Raw genomic sequence first — 14730 nt, 5'->3', positions numbered from 1 at the left:
ATTTGTTTAGGTTTGTTATTGTAAAGTTGGAGTCAGCTTTTGATCTCAGATATTTCTAGAAATACAGAACAATTTAATCAAAATCGAAGGTTGGAAGATTGTGAAAATAGTTATTAGAAATAGACATTCTACTTAACTTACTTAGCCCTCTTTGTTCTTTTGCGTTAAGTAAATTGAAAAAGCAGCCTACAGAAGGGGCTGCTTTGATCAGTAGGGAGTTGATGAGCACATGATCAGAAGTAACAATAAATAGCAATGACGCAAAGATGTTCTGTAGCCTTTAAAACATGGTAATTCTCTTCCTTCACTAGCATTTAATTACTTAACTTGTGTCAAATGGTTATGGTGTATTCTTAGATCTTCTGAAATTAAAAAAACGCTGCCGGTTACCCGACAACGCCTTTATTTGATTCATACCTGCTCACCAATACTAGTTTTCCAAAAAAAGAGTTGCATTTCCTTCAAATGGATCACTCAAACGATCATTACTTAATCGATTTGAATAGACTCTAGGCTTTTCACTTCTATGTTTAAGTAAGGTTCCAGCTGAATGATACCCCCCTCTCATGCGTAAGAGTGACTATAAGCTACTACTTTAGTAAATCAACAAAAAAATTCTATTATATCATAACTGTAAAGTCCTCTCCTCTTGGACTAGACCTGAATAGTCATACTGATAAACCACTTAAATATTATTTAGTAACAATTGAAGTCGGGATCAATGGGTCTTTAGCTTGAGTATTCAGCAGCTGCTATAATATGATCCTGATACTTGGCAGATAGAATCTATGCGCTCCGAACTGAAATAAACAAAAAATACAGTTCTAAGCCCCTCTCAATTAAGTGGTAACTTGATATGTGTCTTCTATCTCAAGTAAGTAGAGAGCTAATTAATTTTGACTATACAGGCTCATCCAGCATCTTAACCCCCATACTCGGCATCCTGATCTGCGATAACGGTCACAGCCGGATGCTTTCTTAAGATAGAAGCAGGAAACTGAGGCTGGATTTCTCCATTTAATAAGTAGTTTAATGCTTCACTTTTGCTTTCCCCTGAAACGAGCAAAAGAATTTCTTTACTTCTCATAATGGTTCCAATTCCCATTGTAATTGCCTTTGTAGGGACCTCTTTAATACTGGCGAAATATCTTGCATTTGCTTTTCTCGTTGAATCTGCTAATTGAATAATATGCGTGGAAGATTCAAATGAAAACCCTTACATATGCCGTAAGAGCTTCCGAAGGTGTATATATAACAAAAGGGGGTCTAATAAAATGTTATCAGACGATGAACCCATTATAAGTAAAGAAACACTAAGAGTCTAATTAACATACTAATCTTTCTTTGGTGCCTTTTAAAAAGTTATTGAGCTGACTAATCTTCAATTTTCTCAATAAATGAAATTAACCTTTTGAAGAATTGCTCTCCCCCGCCTTTTTTAACAAGATCAATGACATAACAAAACAGAATTTCTAATACTTTCTCTACTGTTAAACCATGCGTTTGCACAACCTCGTCTAACTCCATTAGAAACCATTCTAACCGATAGACAGCGTCTCGATCTAATGAAACTGTATATATTTCTAAAGGTTCATTTGGCTTCTCAAAAAGCTCAAATTCATCTATATTCTTGGACTGATAATGAGCAACTTGCAACACTTTTGAATAGCGTTCCATAAGATATTCGTAAGCTAAGAGTGAACCTCGCTTCGCTAGTTCTGTTAAAAAACTCTCCACCAATACACTCAGTATGAAGTCTGGTTCAATCTCTTCATCAGCATATCTTTTAATATCATCACACATTAACCAACAACGTTTTAAGTACGTTTCAGGAAAACGTAGATGCAGGGTAACATCCTTAGATGCTAACCACTTAAATAAGAGTTTGTATCTCCAAGAGGCTTCCCCACTTTTCAAGTACCGTTCTTCACCGATCAGATCGGCTCCACTATATTTCATGAACGTCCCTCTTCTCTAACATAAAACAAAGAATCCTTGCTGCAGCGACACGTTTGCTCACATCCCATTCCAGCTCATAGTTAAATAGTTGATCTGTATAAAATGGAGTAAGCTTTACATGAACGCTTTTCAAAGCAGGGTCATAGTCGCAATCTGGAAAAGATTCATATTCAAATAACCCTTTTTGGACAAGCCTAGAGGCCATCTGGGTGACAGATACTCTTTCACCTGTTTTGATGCTTTCTTGTCTCGCTAAGATCATCAATTTTTGTTTTTGTTCAATAGTAACTGGGGTTTTAATGTCGGTTTTTTTATCACACCTAACCTTTCGTTTTCTCTCTTTTATTTCATTTGATTCTTTATAAGTTGGCTCTTCTAATAAAGTCATCTTAAAACGCGATTCTTTTTTTCTTTTCTTGTCTTCCACATCTAATTTAAACGTACTCAAGCCTCTCCCCCCTCTTCTATTTTTAGTGATTTCTTCTTTTACGTTTGGGTCATAAGTCTAACCGGCTATTTGGTACATTCTATGACTCGGTAGGAGGGGGTATGCGTATAAAAACAGTACAAGTGGGCATAATGGGAGTAAAATTTATTCTTAGAGGTGACGTCAATGAATAAAGAACTTGCAGGAGAATTAAAGAAAGCAATTCAAAAACAAAAGAAGAGAAAGCAGCTAGTTAAAGCAAAATAACTATATAAATATATGGAACTTTTCTAAAGAAGTGTTCCTTCTGCTTTCTACATGAACCTTGATACGTTTGAATTGACTAATAAATGGATATATAATCTTATATACAGGTATCTGTAAGCACCAAAAAGCCCTCTGTAGTTGCCAGGACAACAACAGAGGGCTTTTTTTAATTCTTTATAGTAAATGTAGTAAAGTCTCCTTTAAAACCTAACTCCTTTAAGACCCCTTCCCATTGCCTCAAAACTGACTGATTTTCATAATCATTAAACGACCATGTTACATATGAAGTATCAACCTGATTAAATATAACACTCAAGTAAATTAGATCAACCTTACTAAATGAAAACCCATAAGAATAAATCATTTTTATATCTTTTAATTCTTGGAAGAAATTGTTGTTAACTTTTAAGGCTAGGCCCGTATCTTTCCTTAACCGTTCATGGATTTGACTTAATCCATCCTCTGAACCAATATACCGAGACATATGATCTTCGGAATGATCTTCTTCATCCCCATGCCCAAAAAGGATTTCGTCATACTGTCTACCATGAATATGACACACATTTTCTTCAGCTATACCGTACAGTTCTTCCAATGTGTCCGTATAGTTAAATGTTAAAAACTTATCATTTTCATTCAACAGTATTTTGAAGTCGTATTTTTCACATGCTGAAGATATATCTATAGAATCTACCCACTTACTAAAGAGTTCTTGTATTGACAGTGTAGGAACAATAAGACTTGACGCAACATCTCCATAAACGGTTGCCATTTTCCACAAATCAAAGTCTCCTTCTTTATCGCTTATTTCGTCAACTAAGTCTAAAACTATACCAAAGTCTAACCTACCTAATGAATTTTCCACGTCTTGCCACTTATCGATACTCCCCTCGGCTAAACTAATTAAGTAAAGAAGCATAGAAATTACATCATCTTCGTTATAATGAGAGCCCCCATCTGGTAAAAGCTGTACTTCCGGAACAATTAGCTCATCTACAGTTATATTTTCAATACTACTTTCACAAAATTCCTTAAAATCTTGATAAGAAGTAGATAGACCATGTGAAAGGTCAAAACCGTTACCTATAACAAATAAATTACACATTAATACAACCACTATCAGTATTATTAATTGTTAAGGTAGTTCTTAACGTTTTACTAATAAATGTATCGACGTCTAACCCTTCATTCTTTGCTCTTTTTTCGATCTCTGAAAACATTTCATCCTCCAATACCAAGCTTACTTTACGATCTGTACTCGCAAAGAAGAAATCCTCTTTCCTTTCTTGTACTTTACCTTTTATTAAGGAGCGTTTAGCATGATCTAATAGTTCATGGTCCACGCTGCTTTCATCAAATCGAATAAGGAACGGTTTACACTTCACGATTAACTTCTGATCAGTTTCTTCTATAGAATAGTTTCGCACTCCACTTTCTTCAGCAATCTTTTCAATGAATTTATAAGTTAAGGCCCTAATATGACTAGGCATAATAAAGCTAAAAGTGACATCTCCAATTCGGTTATTTAACTTTCCGATGTGATAGTCAGTCAATGGCTCATAATGTAGCGATAAATGGGTTAACGAAATACGTTCTCCCATCGCATTAAGCGCATACCCTTCTTCTTTATCAATAGACATTACACGAACCACTTCACCAGACTCTTTATCTCGGTAAGATTGATATAGGAAGATTCGTTGCTGGGAATCAAAATGTTTTTGGTTCTTATCTTTTTTTATGTGAAACGTATGCTTAAACTGTTCAAGCTTGTCATCCTCTTGCACATAATATACGGGTTTACTTAGAACATCACTTACTTTTACAGTAAGCAGCCCTTTATTAATAGCATTTAACACTTGATATGGTTTACAGCCATTTCCTACATACTCTGATGTTTGTTTAGTTGTAAGCCCTCCAGGATATAGCTTCTCTTTCAATTCATTCACTTGATCGTCTGGAATAATGTACTCCCCTTCGATGTGCCATGAATTCATGTTATCAGGTATAAGTAACCCTTCTTTTATGTATGTAGATATCGTCGTTAAACTAACATTTAAGATCTCTGCTGCTGCTTTTGCGTTCATAATTTCCCCCCTCCTTCTAGACATCTAACTTACTTTTCATCAACTATTAATCAAAACTACGACTCATTGATAATTTCCGATAAAGAGCAATGACTTTTCGATTTTCCCTTTCCCATTGTTCATTCTTCAACATAGGGATTGAGAAGAAGCGTTCCATATCGCTCATTTAAGCGCGATAGTTTTCTCGCCTTCATCTGGTTAGATTCAGATGATTGCATTATCGTTTCATATTTACTATTAATCTCCGATAATCTCATTTACACATCCCCTTTAACTGATATTAAACACTTGGCATCATTCAACCTCGCACATATCACAGTCGACAAGAATCTCTTCCTTCATTCTCTCCCAGATTGGTCGATCATCCCAAGGGATAACAGGTACCTTTCCAGTCCCATAACAATGATAGCAATCTTCTCGTTTTTGGATTACCATATAACTTCCTCACTTCCAATTATAATTCATTTTCCATTAAGTATAAATGCCTTGTTCAGTAATTAATTTATATATACATGCTACTACTTCTTAGATATATAGTTAAATACTCATTAATTTACTTGTAAACATATAATATACTTTATATTTTAAAAACGATTATATATTAAAATCATTAACACTTAACTTCCATTAATATAAACTTTTATATTTTCTATACTTATCTTTATTTGAAGATACTTTACTAATAGAAAAATAAGGTATTATTCTATATTAACTAAAGTTCTCTATATTATTACTTAATCAAGTTTTAATATTATGATAAGGTAGTTTTATGTTTTAATTGATGGCTATTAATAAGGTGGTTATAACTTAATGATTAATACAAATAAAAAATTAATAAACACCAGTGAGAATAGTTGGCTGATAGATAATCAATCTTACCTTCCTTCTTTATATAAATCATTTTTAGATCCACTTCAATATAATGCCTTAGAAATGAGACTCTATGAAAATGAGCGTTTAACCTTAGATTCTTTTCAATCATTTACCGATCAAGAACTGATTTATTATTATCTACATAAACCGACTTATGATGATGAAAGTAAGAATAAAACCGAGCAAACAAAAAAGGAATATATTCGTGATATTCTTCAATTCTATTCTTTCATCCATTTCTCCATTAGCAATGAACAAATTAAAAATGATCTACCTCCTTCCTATTTAAAAGCCATTGAGAAACGCCATATTCGTCAATATCAAGAATGGCTTAGGAATATAAAACGAACCGATGGGAAGATAGGTTATCCCTCCTCTACTCGCACGCGAAAAAACATCGTGATTAAAGGCTTTTTACGTTGGTTACACGAAGAAGATATTATCGACTATCCTCTTCATGCTACTTTTAGAAAAAGCACCACACGAAAACAGGAACGGCCAGATCGTTATTTGAGTTTAGAAGAAGTTCAATCCCTTTTATCTTTTTATAAGCAGCACCCCATTAACCATGCTTTGCTGATTACTCTTGCGACAACCGGCTTACGTGTAAATGAAATTGCGACAGCTACCTGGGGCGATGTGTACCAAGATTCAAGTGTGAAAGAAGGAGCTTATTACCTTAAAGTTATAGGTAAAGGTGGTGTGGAACGTCATGCGCGGTTAATGGAGCCAACAGTCAAAAGCATTTTGCGTTTTAGGAAACGAAGAGGATTAACTTGTGAAGTAGATCCAAAGAATGAAGAACCTTTATTTACTACCAACAAAGGCTACTCTTATTCATATAAATACTTAAGTAACTATATAATTAAGATCATTAAGCGAACAAAATACGTTTGGCTGGATCATAAAGTAAGCAATATCAGTCCCCATTGGTTTCGGCACTTTTTCGTTAACTACTCTGTAATGGAGTTAGGGCTTCCTATTGAACAAGTGCAGCATACAGTGGGTCATTCTTCTAGAAGCACAACAGAAGGATATTTAAATAAATACCTTCATAAGAAAAATGATGCTTCCTTGCATTGGGATGAAGCTATATTTGATCTACACTATAAAGAAAACTCTTTGAATACGAAAAGCCCCTCAATATGAGGGGCAATCCTGTATAATTGGAAATACTACTATCTAAGCTATAACCAACGAGATTAATTCCTTTTATTTGACATAGAAAAAGCATTCCTTGTTGAAGGAATGCCCCGTTACTTTATGTACATTAGTTCACAAAGAAAGTGACTTTCTTTACAAGGAAATCTTGGAGTGATAAAAATAAAATCCATCCACCTACTCCAAGTCCTATTGATATAAATAATGATAAAGACACGCTTTCAAGGAAATTGCTAACCCTTGCGAAAAACTGTCCATAAAACATGGAATACCGAAACGTAGTGAAGGATATGCCGTGAAAGTTTATTGACGGGCTTTTTGCTTGCATCTTACCTTGTAGCAGGAAAGGGCAGGGTGTCCTGCGTGCTAGAAGGTTAGATGTCAAAAGGGTTTACTATTCGGGGGCAAACGGAAAAGACCCCAACATAAAAAAACAGCCGAATGGCTGCTATCCTTTGGTTTCTATTCATTTGATCTTCGGCTCGTTCAATATGGCGGCCTGCCGCAAACAGATCAGGAACCTACAGAGTGTGGGCGAAGCATGAGCCTTACAGTCTGTGGTTATCGAGCGGTTTAATGTTGAAGCGACACGTATCAGAATGACCAAAAGTGTTTTTGGCTTTTGGATCAGTCTGTCGTGCTGCCGCCAGTTACCATCTGTTCGAAGGGATGAGAAATGGTGATTAGGAAAGCTTAGTCTGTTTGGTAGAGCTACCCGTTTAATGCCAGTAAAATTAAATCCTGAATCAATAAAAAGTCTCTGCTAGATATTACAAATAATATATTCGAGCAATAAACAGATAAAAACATGACATTCAATGATAGAATTTGCTTATAGTAAAATAAGTTGCGGGAGGGCATTATGAATACCCAATCATTAAAGGAATTAGCAGATCAAATCATTCTTCATGCTTCTAGTATTGCAGAACACGCTTTACACCTTAGGGCCCTTGAAGACCCTGAGTATGCAGACAGAACCGCGGAACAACAAACAGAAGCGCTAAACACTTCTGCGAATTTTGTCAAACTACTGGGCGAAGGAGTAAAAACACAAGATGACAGATTTAACATCAACATCATCCAATGGGGGAAACAGGTAGGAGAATTAGCGATCCAACATGGAAGGTCCCTTGAACAAGCTTTATCAGGAACTCATTTCTTTCGGACCGCTATTTGGTCATTCATTGAGGATCAGGCAAAAACAAAGCAGTTGTCCGTAGATCAGATTTTCACAATCGCTAAATCCCTTGACCCCTTATTAGATCAAGCGGTTTACGGGTTCAGTCAATCGTATGTAGAAAATTACCGGAAAATATCTGAGGTTTTCAGTATGGCTTTAGATGAATTATCTGTTCCTATTGTTCCTATATTTGAGGATGTCGCCCTACTTCCACTCGTAGGTGATATTGATACAAAGAGAGCACAGATGATTATAGATCAATCCATGCAACGCGCCAGGGAATTAGACATATCCAAACTGATTTTGGATTTATCCGGAGTTAGTTTTGTGGATACGATGGTGGCAAATCATATTTTTAAATTAGCGGATGGTCTATCTTTATTAGGCGTAAAAACCATCATCACAGGTATCAGTCCGGCCATCGCCCAAACCAGTGTTCAGTTAGACATAAAACTGGAAAGACTTGTTACCTGCGCGACGTTAAAACAGGCGCTTGCAAATCTAGGATACGGATTACTACAAGAAACCTGATAACCCGCCATATAGGATGCGGGAACACATCTAAAAGCGTTCCCCCCTTCCCTAAAGTGGAGAACGCTTTTTATAGAGGCTTCGAGTCGATGAAATTTTCCGGAATAAAGCCAGGCTAGTAACGCCTCATTAATTTGAGCGCAATTTGATTCAATAAAGGGCATTATAACTCACCCGAACCAATTATAACCTTTCTTCTGCATTTAAATCCTCATCTTTTATTAATAGCTCCTCTGAAAAAAGGTACCTTCTAAATCAATCGCAACTAACTTCATGCAACATACCCCATTTTTATAAATTACAATTTATGATACTACGTACTTTGTGGCACGTGTTTCATAACAATGCTAAGCTGAAATTGATGTAAATAATAAAAAAGCATGTCCCAAGATATTTTTGCAAAATGCTTTCCTAATAAATAGGATGGGTGACCTATATTATATAGCGAGATGTCAATTAATATTTATTCTTTTATCTTTTTAAACGAGCCCTTAACATTAAATTTGAATTCCGCGAATTCTTTTGCTTCTCCTAAAGTGGAAAAAAAGAACGTCAGACAACCTTTTATTTTTATCACTGTTAGAATATAGAGACCATTTTCATTTTTAATTTTAAAAGTCTTATGCCGTTCATGTGAGACCCATATTACTTCTTTACTTTTGTTTCTAGATTCATGTATTAAATTTGATTTTGCTCTAACTTCTAATGACCTTTTCATTGAACCGCCCCTTTTTAAATTATAGATAATAATGGAAAAAGGGTAATTCCCTAAAGCCTAAAGCGCACCAAGGAATACCTCTTCGTGCTAATAACACTCTTCATCTATTATTTTCAAGTACTTTTAGTTAATAGAGTGTAGTGTTATTTGTATTAAAAGTAACTATAAATAGAATTTATAATTTATACAATTAAATGCAAGGTAAAAGGAAAGGTAAAAGGAATTGTGACCTCTATCATATCATTAAGGAAAGACTAGATAAGTTAAGGAGCCCTATTATAATTCGCTTAAATTATTATTAAACGGATCTAGGTGCTTATATAAAAATTGAAGTTCAAAGCCTTCTTGATCAGGACGTTCAAAGACCTTGCTAATGTTAAAAAGGTGCTTTGAAGATGATCTAAACCTTCCAACGCTTCCTCATCCAACGAATGTCCTTTTATCATCCCTTCTAACTAAGATAACATTTCAATAATACTTTCGTTGAATGTTTCATAAGAATCTCCTAAAAGTTATACAAAGTATACTATTAGGTTTTTTTCACCTTGAATAAACCAATTTTTAACACTTTAGATGTTTTGCACTTATTTTAATGCCAATTTACGTTGAAATACAAGTCGATTCTTTAAGAACCGACTTCCTCATTTTGCTTATCCTATTAAAGCACCCGTTGTTTTTCAAATCCTTTAATAATCATAAAATATAACTAAGCTTTTATTAATAATTATAATACTACCTAATTTCTAAACTGGGCACTCATATATTTATGTTAGTTTACCAACTGAACTCTCATATCCCTTCTCTTTCATGTATTAGGTTCAATCAAAAGTAGGCATTTTCAGTATAGCACCTGTATTTGCTGATGTTACCATTTGTGAATAACGCCCGAGCCATCCTGTTTTCACTTTCAAACTTATTTTTTTCCAGTGTTGTCGACGCTTTTCTAATTCTTTATCACTAACCTTCACTTCAAGAAGACGCTCTTCCACATCAATATTTACAATATCCCCTTGTTGTAAAAACGCTATTTCTCCTCCTGCAGCAGCTTCAGGGGAAATATGTCCAACTGAAATTCCTCGTGATGCTCCGGAGAAGCGTCCGTCAGTCAAGAGCGCAACATCAGCATCTAATCCCATACCTGCAATTGCAGAGGTCGGTGCCAACATTTCTGGCATACCTGGACCTCCTCGTGGGCCCTCGTAACGAATTACTACTACATCACCTTTTTTTACTTTACCAAGCATAATGCCGGCAAGCGCCTCTTCTTGAGAATGAAAAATAACACATGGTCCTTCAAATTGCTTCACTTCCGTCGCACCACTTTTAATAACTGCGCCGTCCCTAGCGAGGTTTCCCTTCAAGATGCGAAGACCCCCTTCTTTGCTATGCGGGTTTTCGAGTGTATGAATCACCTCTTTATCTTTGATCTCTGCATCGGCGATATTTTCCCTTAACGTACGACCTGTAACCGTAATGCGATCTAGATGAAGTACCCCTTCTTTTCTACTTAACTCTTTCAGGATCGCACTTATTCCTCCTGCTCGGTCAATATCTTCCATATGCCAGTTAGAAGCTGGGCTCATCTTGCATAAATGCGGAACGTAGCGGGAAATCTCATCAATTCGGTCCAATTCATAATCGAGTCCCGCTTTATGAGCAACTGCTAATATATGGAGTATTGTATTTGTGGACCCTCCCATCGCCATATCTAACGCGAACGCATCATCAATTGCTTCATTTGTGACAATATCACGTGGCTTAATATCCTGTTCAATTAACAATTTCAACTTTTCTGCAGCTTGTTTAATTAAATTTTTCCTCCTCGGGTCAGTTGCTAAAATACTTCCATTTCCGGGGAATGCAATACCTAATACTTCACATAAACAATTCATAGAATTTGCTGTGAACATTCCAGAGCATGAACCACAAGACGGACATCCATGATCTTCAATATCCTTTAACTCATCTTCTGAAATTTTGCCCGATTGATAGGCTCCAACACCTTCAAAAACAGAACTTAAATCAACGACCTCCCCTGTTGAAGTTTTCCCAGCAGCCATCGGACCTCCCGAAACAAAAACAGTAGGAATATTGACTCGCATTGCTGCCATCATCATGCCTGGTGTGATTTTGTCACAGTTTGGAATACAAATCATTCCATCAAACCAGTGTGCATTTACCACTGTTTCTACAGAATCGGCAATGATCTCTCTGCTTGGAAGTGAATAACGCATACCGATGTGCCCCATCGCAATACCATCATCCACCCCAATCGTATTGAACTCAAATGGAACCATGCCCGCCTCGCGAACAGCTTCCTTCACAAGACGACCGAATTCATTTAGATGCATATGTCCAGGAATAATTTCCACAAAAGAATTACAAATAGCTACGAATGGTTTATCAAAATCTTCATCCTTTAGTCCAGTCGCCTTCAACAAACTACGGTGAGGTGCCCTATCAATACCCTTTTTTATCTTGTTACTTCTCTTCTAATCAACTTCCTCTCAATATTCGAATCTCTAATTCTTCATTAGTTAAATAGTTGCAGGGGCTCTGCAACTAAATTATTTTGATGGACGCTCAATCCAAGTCATCATCTCACGTAATTGGGATCCTACCTCTTCAAGTTGGTGGTTTTGTTCTGCTTTTTTCACAGCATAATAGGTTGGACGACCTGCCTGATTTTCTAAGATCCACTTTTTCGCAAATTCCCCTTGTTGAATTTCCCGTAGTATTTTTTTCATTTCATTTTTCGTTTCATCCGTAACAATTCTTGAGCCTGTTACATAATCACCGAACTCTGCAGTATCGGATATAGAATGACGCATAGCTGTTAAACCACCTTCATACATTAAGTCAACAATCAGCTTCAACTCATGCAAACATTCAAAGTAAGCAATTTCAGGACGATACCCTTCTTCGGTCAACGTTTCAAAACCGGCTTTCACAAGTGCTGTGACGCCGCCACAAAGTACTGCCTGCTCACCGAATAAATCAGTTTCCGTCTCTTCTTGGAATGATGTTTCAATAACACCAGCACGTGTACAGCCGATACCTTTCGCATAAGCAAGTGCCACATTTAGTCCATCTCCAGTCGTATTTTGATGGATAGCGACTAAAGCGGGAACACCATTCCCCTCCTGATATACACGACGGACAAGATGACCAGGACTTTTCGGTGCAACCATCGCTACATCGACATACTTTGGGGGCTGAATTTGTCCAAAGTGAACATTAAATCCGTGAGAAAAAAGCAACATTTGTCCTTTTTTTAAATTCGGTTCCATTTCGTTGTGAAATACTTTTGCCTGCTGTTCATCTGGAAGTAATACTTGGATAACATCAGCTACTTGGACCGCCCTTTCAATTGACATTACTTTAAATCCATCTCTTTCCGCTTGTTTAAATGAATTCCCTTTGCGCACTCCAACTACTACACGAATACCTGAATCTCGTAAATTTTGGGCTTGGGCATGCCCTTGTGAACCATAACCAATTACCGCTACGGTTTTCCCTTCTAACACTTCCAAATTTGCATCTAGTTCATAATACGTTTTCATCTTTATTTCCACTCCCTATAATTTCTTTACTTGCCACACATCGATTAATTTGTTCAACTGTCGAACGAGCAAGACTGCTTCCCCTTCGGTACACACAGCCGCGATTTCTATCTGGGAAGATCCTGTCGTATCTCTTTCTTTTAAAGTTAAAGAAGTAATATTATATCCACGCCGTGCAAAAGCCCCACATACCCGTAATAAAACTCCTGGATCATTAGTTACTATTAATGAAAAAGTTTGATTCAATCTTCCCACCTCTTCATAACCATTTCGTGATTTCCTTTATTGGGAGGAACCATCGGAAATACATTTTCTTCCTCTGTGACATGAAAATCGACCACAACTGGACCTTTGTGGCGAAATGCTTCTTGTATGGCTTGTCTTGCTTCATCTGGGGTTGTAGCACGTAACCCTTTTACTCCATACGCCTCCGCGACTTTAACAAAATCGGGTGATCCAATTTTCGATTCTGATAATCGATTGTCATAGAACATTTCTTGCCATTGTCTTACCATACCGAGGTAATGGTTATTGATAATAAAAACTTTAACAGGGATATTATTTTCAGAAATTGTTTGCAATTCCTGAATATTCATTTGAAAGGATGCATCACCTGCCATACAGATAACCAAGTTATTTTCAGCAGCTATTTGGGCCCCAATGGCTGCTGGAAAACCAAAACCCATGGTTCCTAACCCGCCGGATGTAATAAATGTTCGCGGGGTCTTCGCTTTATAGAAAAGAGCCGTCCACATTTGATGCTGACCTACTTCTGTGGTAACGATCGCTTCACCATTCGTTAACTTGCTTACTAGCTCAATTACAAATTGTGGCTTTAATTTAGATATCTGCTTTTGATACGAAAGTGGGTACTCCTCTTGCCATGCTCTAATCTCTCTTATCCATACATCGGTATTACAACGTATAGGCCTTTCCAATAACCTTTGTATAGCTATTTTCACATCTGATTGAATGGGATAATCAACAGCCACATTTTTATGTAATTCGGCTGGATCAATGTCAATATGAATCTTCTTCGAATGAGGAGAAAACAGCTCAAGCTTGCCAGTTACTCGATCATCAAACCGAACACCAAAAGCAAGAAGTAAATCACACTCTGTTACTGCCATATTTGCACTATAGGTACCATGCATCCCTAACATCCCTAAGTAGAATGGATCGTCAGGAGGGTAAGCACCCAGCCCCATTAAAGTGGAAACAATAGGGATTTGGTTTTGCCTCGCGAATGCTTGTAAATCTTCCGATGCCCCCGATTGAATAATACCTCCCCCAATGTATAGTAGCGGCCGTTTGGCTTTTGAAATAGCACTTGCTACCTCTTCTATCTCTTTACTGTCAGGCTCAAGATTCGGTTTATATCCGGGGATTAATAATTCTTCATTGAAAAGTCTTGTTACAACCCCGCTTTGGACGTCCTTTGGGATATCAATTAATACTGGTCCTGGCCGGCCGCTTTGGGCAATATAATATGCTTCCTTCATTACACGAGACAGCTTATTTACATCTCTAACTTGATAATTATGTTTCGTTACTGGCAGCGTAATTCCCACCACATCTGCTTCTTGAAATCCATCCCTCCCAATGAGTGACTTAGCCACTTGACCTGTAATAACAATTAATGGAACTGAATCCATATGAGCATCTGCTAAACCAGTTACTAAGTTAGTAGCTCCAGGACCGGACGTGGCAAATACAACTCCCACCTTCCCAGAGGCTCTTGCATACCCCTCCGCAGCATGAATGGCCGCTTGTTCATGACGCGTTAAAATATGATGGAGATTACTACCATATAGCGCATCATAAATAGGTAAAATAGCCCCTCCAGGGTAACCGAATACTGTTGTAACACCTAACTCTTCTAAACTTTTAATAACATGTTCAGCACCTGTTACCTTCCCTATCTTTGTATGATGCTTGTCATTACCAGAAGCATGTTGTACCTCCAT

At 37.0% G+C, this 14730-nt stretch carries 11 protein-coding genes and 1 pseudogene; 2 read left to right on the top strand and 10 right to left on the bottom strand.

All coding sequences use genetic code 11. From position 1 onward, the window contains the following. Window positions 1-922: 922 nt before the first annotated feature. From PQ478_RS21790 to PQ478_RS21765, 6 genes and pseudogenes are all read right to left on the bottom strand, one after another. A pseudogene (locus PQ478_RS21790) lies at window positions 923-1216 on the bottom strand (6-phosphogluconolactonase); the annotation flags it as partial. Window positions 1217-1374: 158 nt separating this feature from the next. Then, complete coding sequence (locus tag PQ478_RS21785) at window positions 1375-1959, bottom strand: hypothetical protein (RefSeq protein ID WP_289237050.1); 585 nt, start codon at window positions 1957-1959, stop codon at window positions 1375-1377. Next, the gene (locus PQ478_RS21780; protein WP_289237049.1) at window positions 1949-2407 is read right to left on the bottom strand and encodes a hypothetical protein; all 459 of its coding nucleotides are present in this window, start codon (window positions 2405-2407) and stop codon (window positions 1949-1951) included. Before PQ478_RS21780 ends, PQ478_RS21785 begins: the two co-directional genes overlap by 11 nt. Window positions 2408-2819: 412 nt before the next feature. Beyond that, the gene (locus tag PQ478_RS21775; protein WP_289237048.1) at window positions 2820-3758 is read right to left on the bottom strand and encodes a bacteriophage abortive infection AbiH family protein; all 939 of its coding nucleotides are present in this window, start codon (window positions 3756-3758) and stop codon (window positions 2820-2822) included. Continuing rightward, window positions 3751-4737 (bottom strand): MerR family transcriptional regulator, encoded by a 987-nt coding sequence (locus tag PQ478_RS21770; protein WP_289237047.1) that lies wholly within the window; start codon window positions 4735-4737, stop codon window positions 3751-3753. The genes PQ478_RS21775 and PQ478_RS21770 overlap by 8 nt, the downstream gene beginning before the upstream one ends. Before the next feature lie 294 nt (window positions 4738-5031). Next, complete coding sequence (locus PQ478_RS21765) at window positions 5032-5172, bottom strand: hypothetical protein (protein ID WP_289237046.1); 141 nt, start codon at window positions 5170-5172, stop codon at window positions 5032-5034. Window positions 5173-5547: 375 nt separating this feature from the next. Between PQ478_RS21765 and PQ478_RS21760 the strand changes: the two genes are divergently transcribed. Further along, window positions 5548-6759 (top strand): tyrosine-type recombinase/integrase, encoded by a 1212-nt coding sequence (locus PQ478_RS21760; RefSeq protein ID WP_289237045.1) that lies wholly within the window; start codon window positions 5548-5550, stop codon window positions 6757-6759. An 874-nt stretch (window positions 6760-7633) separates the two neighbouring features. Beyond that, a complete protein-coding gene (locus tag PQ478_RS21755; RefSeq protein ID WP_289237044.1) occupies window positions 7634-8482 on the top strand; it encodes an STAS domain-containing protein in 849 nt (282 codons plus the stop codon). Between the two features lie 1536 nt (window positions 8483-10018). Here the strand turns inward: PQ478_RS21755 and ilvD are convergent. The 4 genes from ilvD to ilvB form a co-directional block, all read right to left on the bottom strand. Further along, a complete protein-coding gene (gene ilvD, locus PQ478_RS21750) occupies window positions 10019-11677 on the bottom strand; it encodes a dihydroxy-acid dehydratase (protein ID WP_289237137.1) in 1659 nt (552 codons plus the stop codon). 90 nt (window positions 11678-11767) lie between these two features. Beyond that, complete coding sequence (locus PQ478_RS21745) at window positions 11768-12763, bottom strand: ketol-acid reductoisomerase (protein ID WP_289237043.1); 996 nt, start codon at window positions 12761-12763, stop codon at window positions 11768-11770. 15 nt (window positions 12764-12778) lie between these two features. After that, on the bottom strand, window positions 12779-13009 hold the full coding sequence (locus PQ478_RS21740) for an ACT domain-containing protein (RefSeq protein ID WP_289237042.1): 231 nt from the start codon (window positions 13007-13009) through the stop codon (window positions 12779-12781). After that, a complete protein-coding gene (ilvB, locus tag PQ478_RS21735; RefSeq protein ID WP_289237041.1) occupies window positions 13006-14730 on the bottom strand; it encodes an acetolactate synthase large subunit in 1725 nt (574 codons plus the stop codon). Before ilvB ends, PQ478_RS21740 begins: the two co-directional genes overlap by 4 nt.

The organism is Alkalihalophilus pseudofirmus (assembly GCF_029094545.1).
Taxonomy (GTDB): Bacteria; Bacillota; Bacilli; order Bacillales; family Bacillaceae_D; genus Alkalihalophilus; species Alkalihalophilus pseudofirmus.
The sequence above is the reverse complement of the archived record's forward strand: the minus strand, read 5'-3'. Positions and strand labels throughout refer to the sequence as shown.

Coding starts and splice junctions, on each gene's coding strand:
- PQ478_RS21785 (WP_289237050.1), bottom strand. CDS start 1,959: ATGAAATATAGTGGAGCCGATCTGATCGGTGAAGAACGGTACTTGAAA.
- PQ478_RS21760 (WP_289237045.1), top strand. CDS start 5,548: ATGATTAATACAAATAAAAAATTAATAAACACCAGTGAGAATAGTTGG.
- PQ478_RS21765 (WP_289237046.1), bottom strand. CDS start 5,172: ATGGTAATCCAAAAACGAGAAGATTGCTATCATTGTTATGGGACTGGA.
- PQ478_RS21755 (WP_289237044.1), top strand. CDS start 7,634: ATGAATACCCAATCATTAAAGGAATTAGCAGATCAAATCATTCTTCAT.
- PQ478_RS21745 (WP_289237043.1), bottom strand. CDS start 12,763: ATGAAAACGTATTATGAACTAGATGCAAATTTGGAAGTGTTAGAAGGG.
- PQ478_RS21775 (WP_289237048.1), bottom strand. CDS start 3,758: ATGTGTAATTTATTTGTTATAGGTAACGGTTTTGACCTTTCACATGGT.
- PQ478_RS21770 (WP_289237047.1), bottom strand. CDS start 4,737: ATGAACGCAAAAGCAGCAGCAGAGATCTTAAATGTTAGTTTAACGACG.
- ilvB (WP_289237041.1), bottom strand. CDS start 14,730: ATGGAGGTACAACATGCTTCTGGTAATGACAAGCATCATACAAAGATA.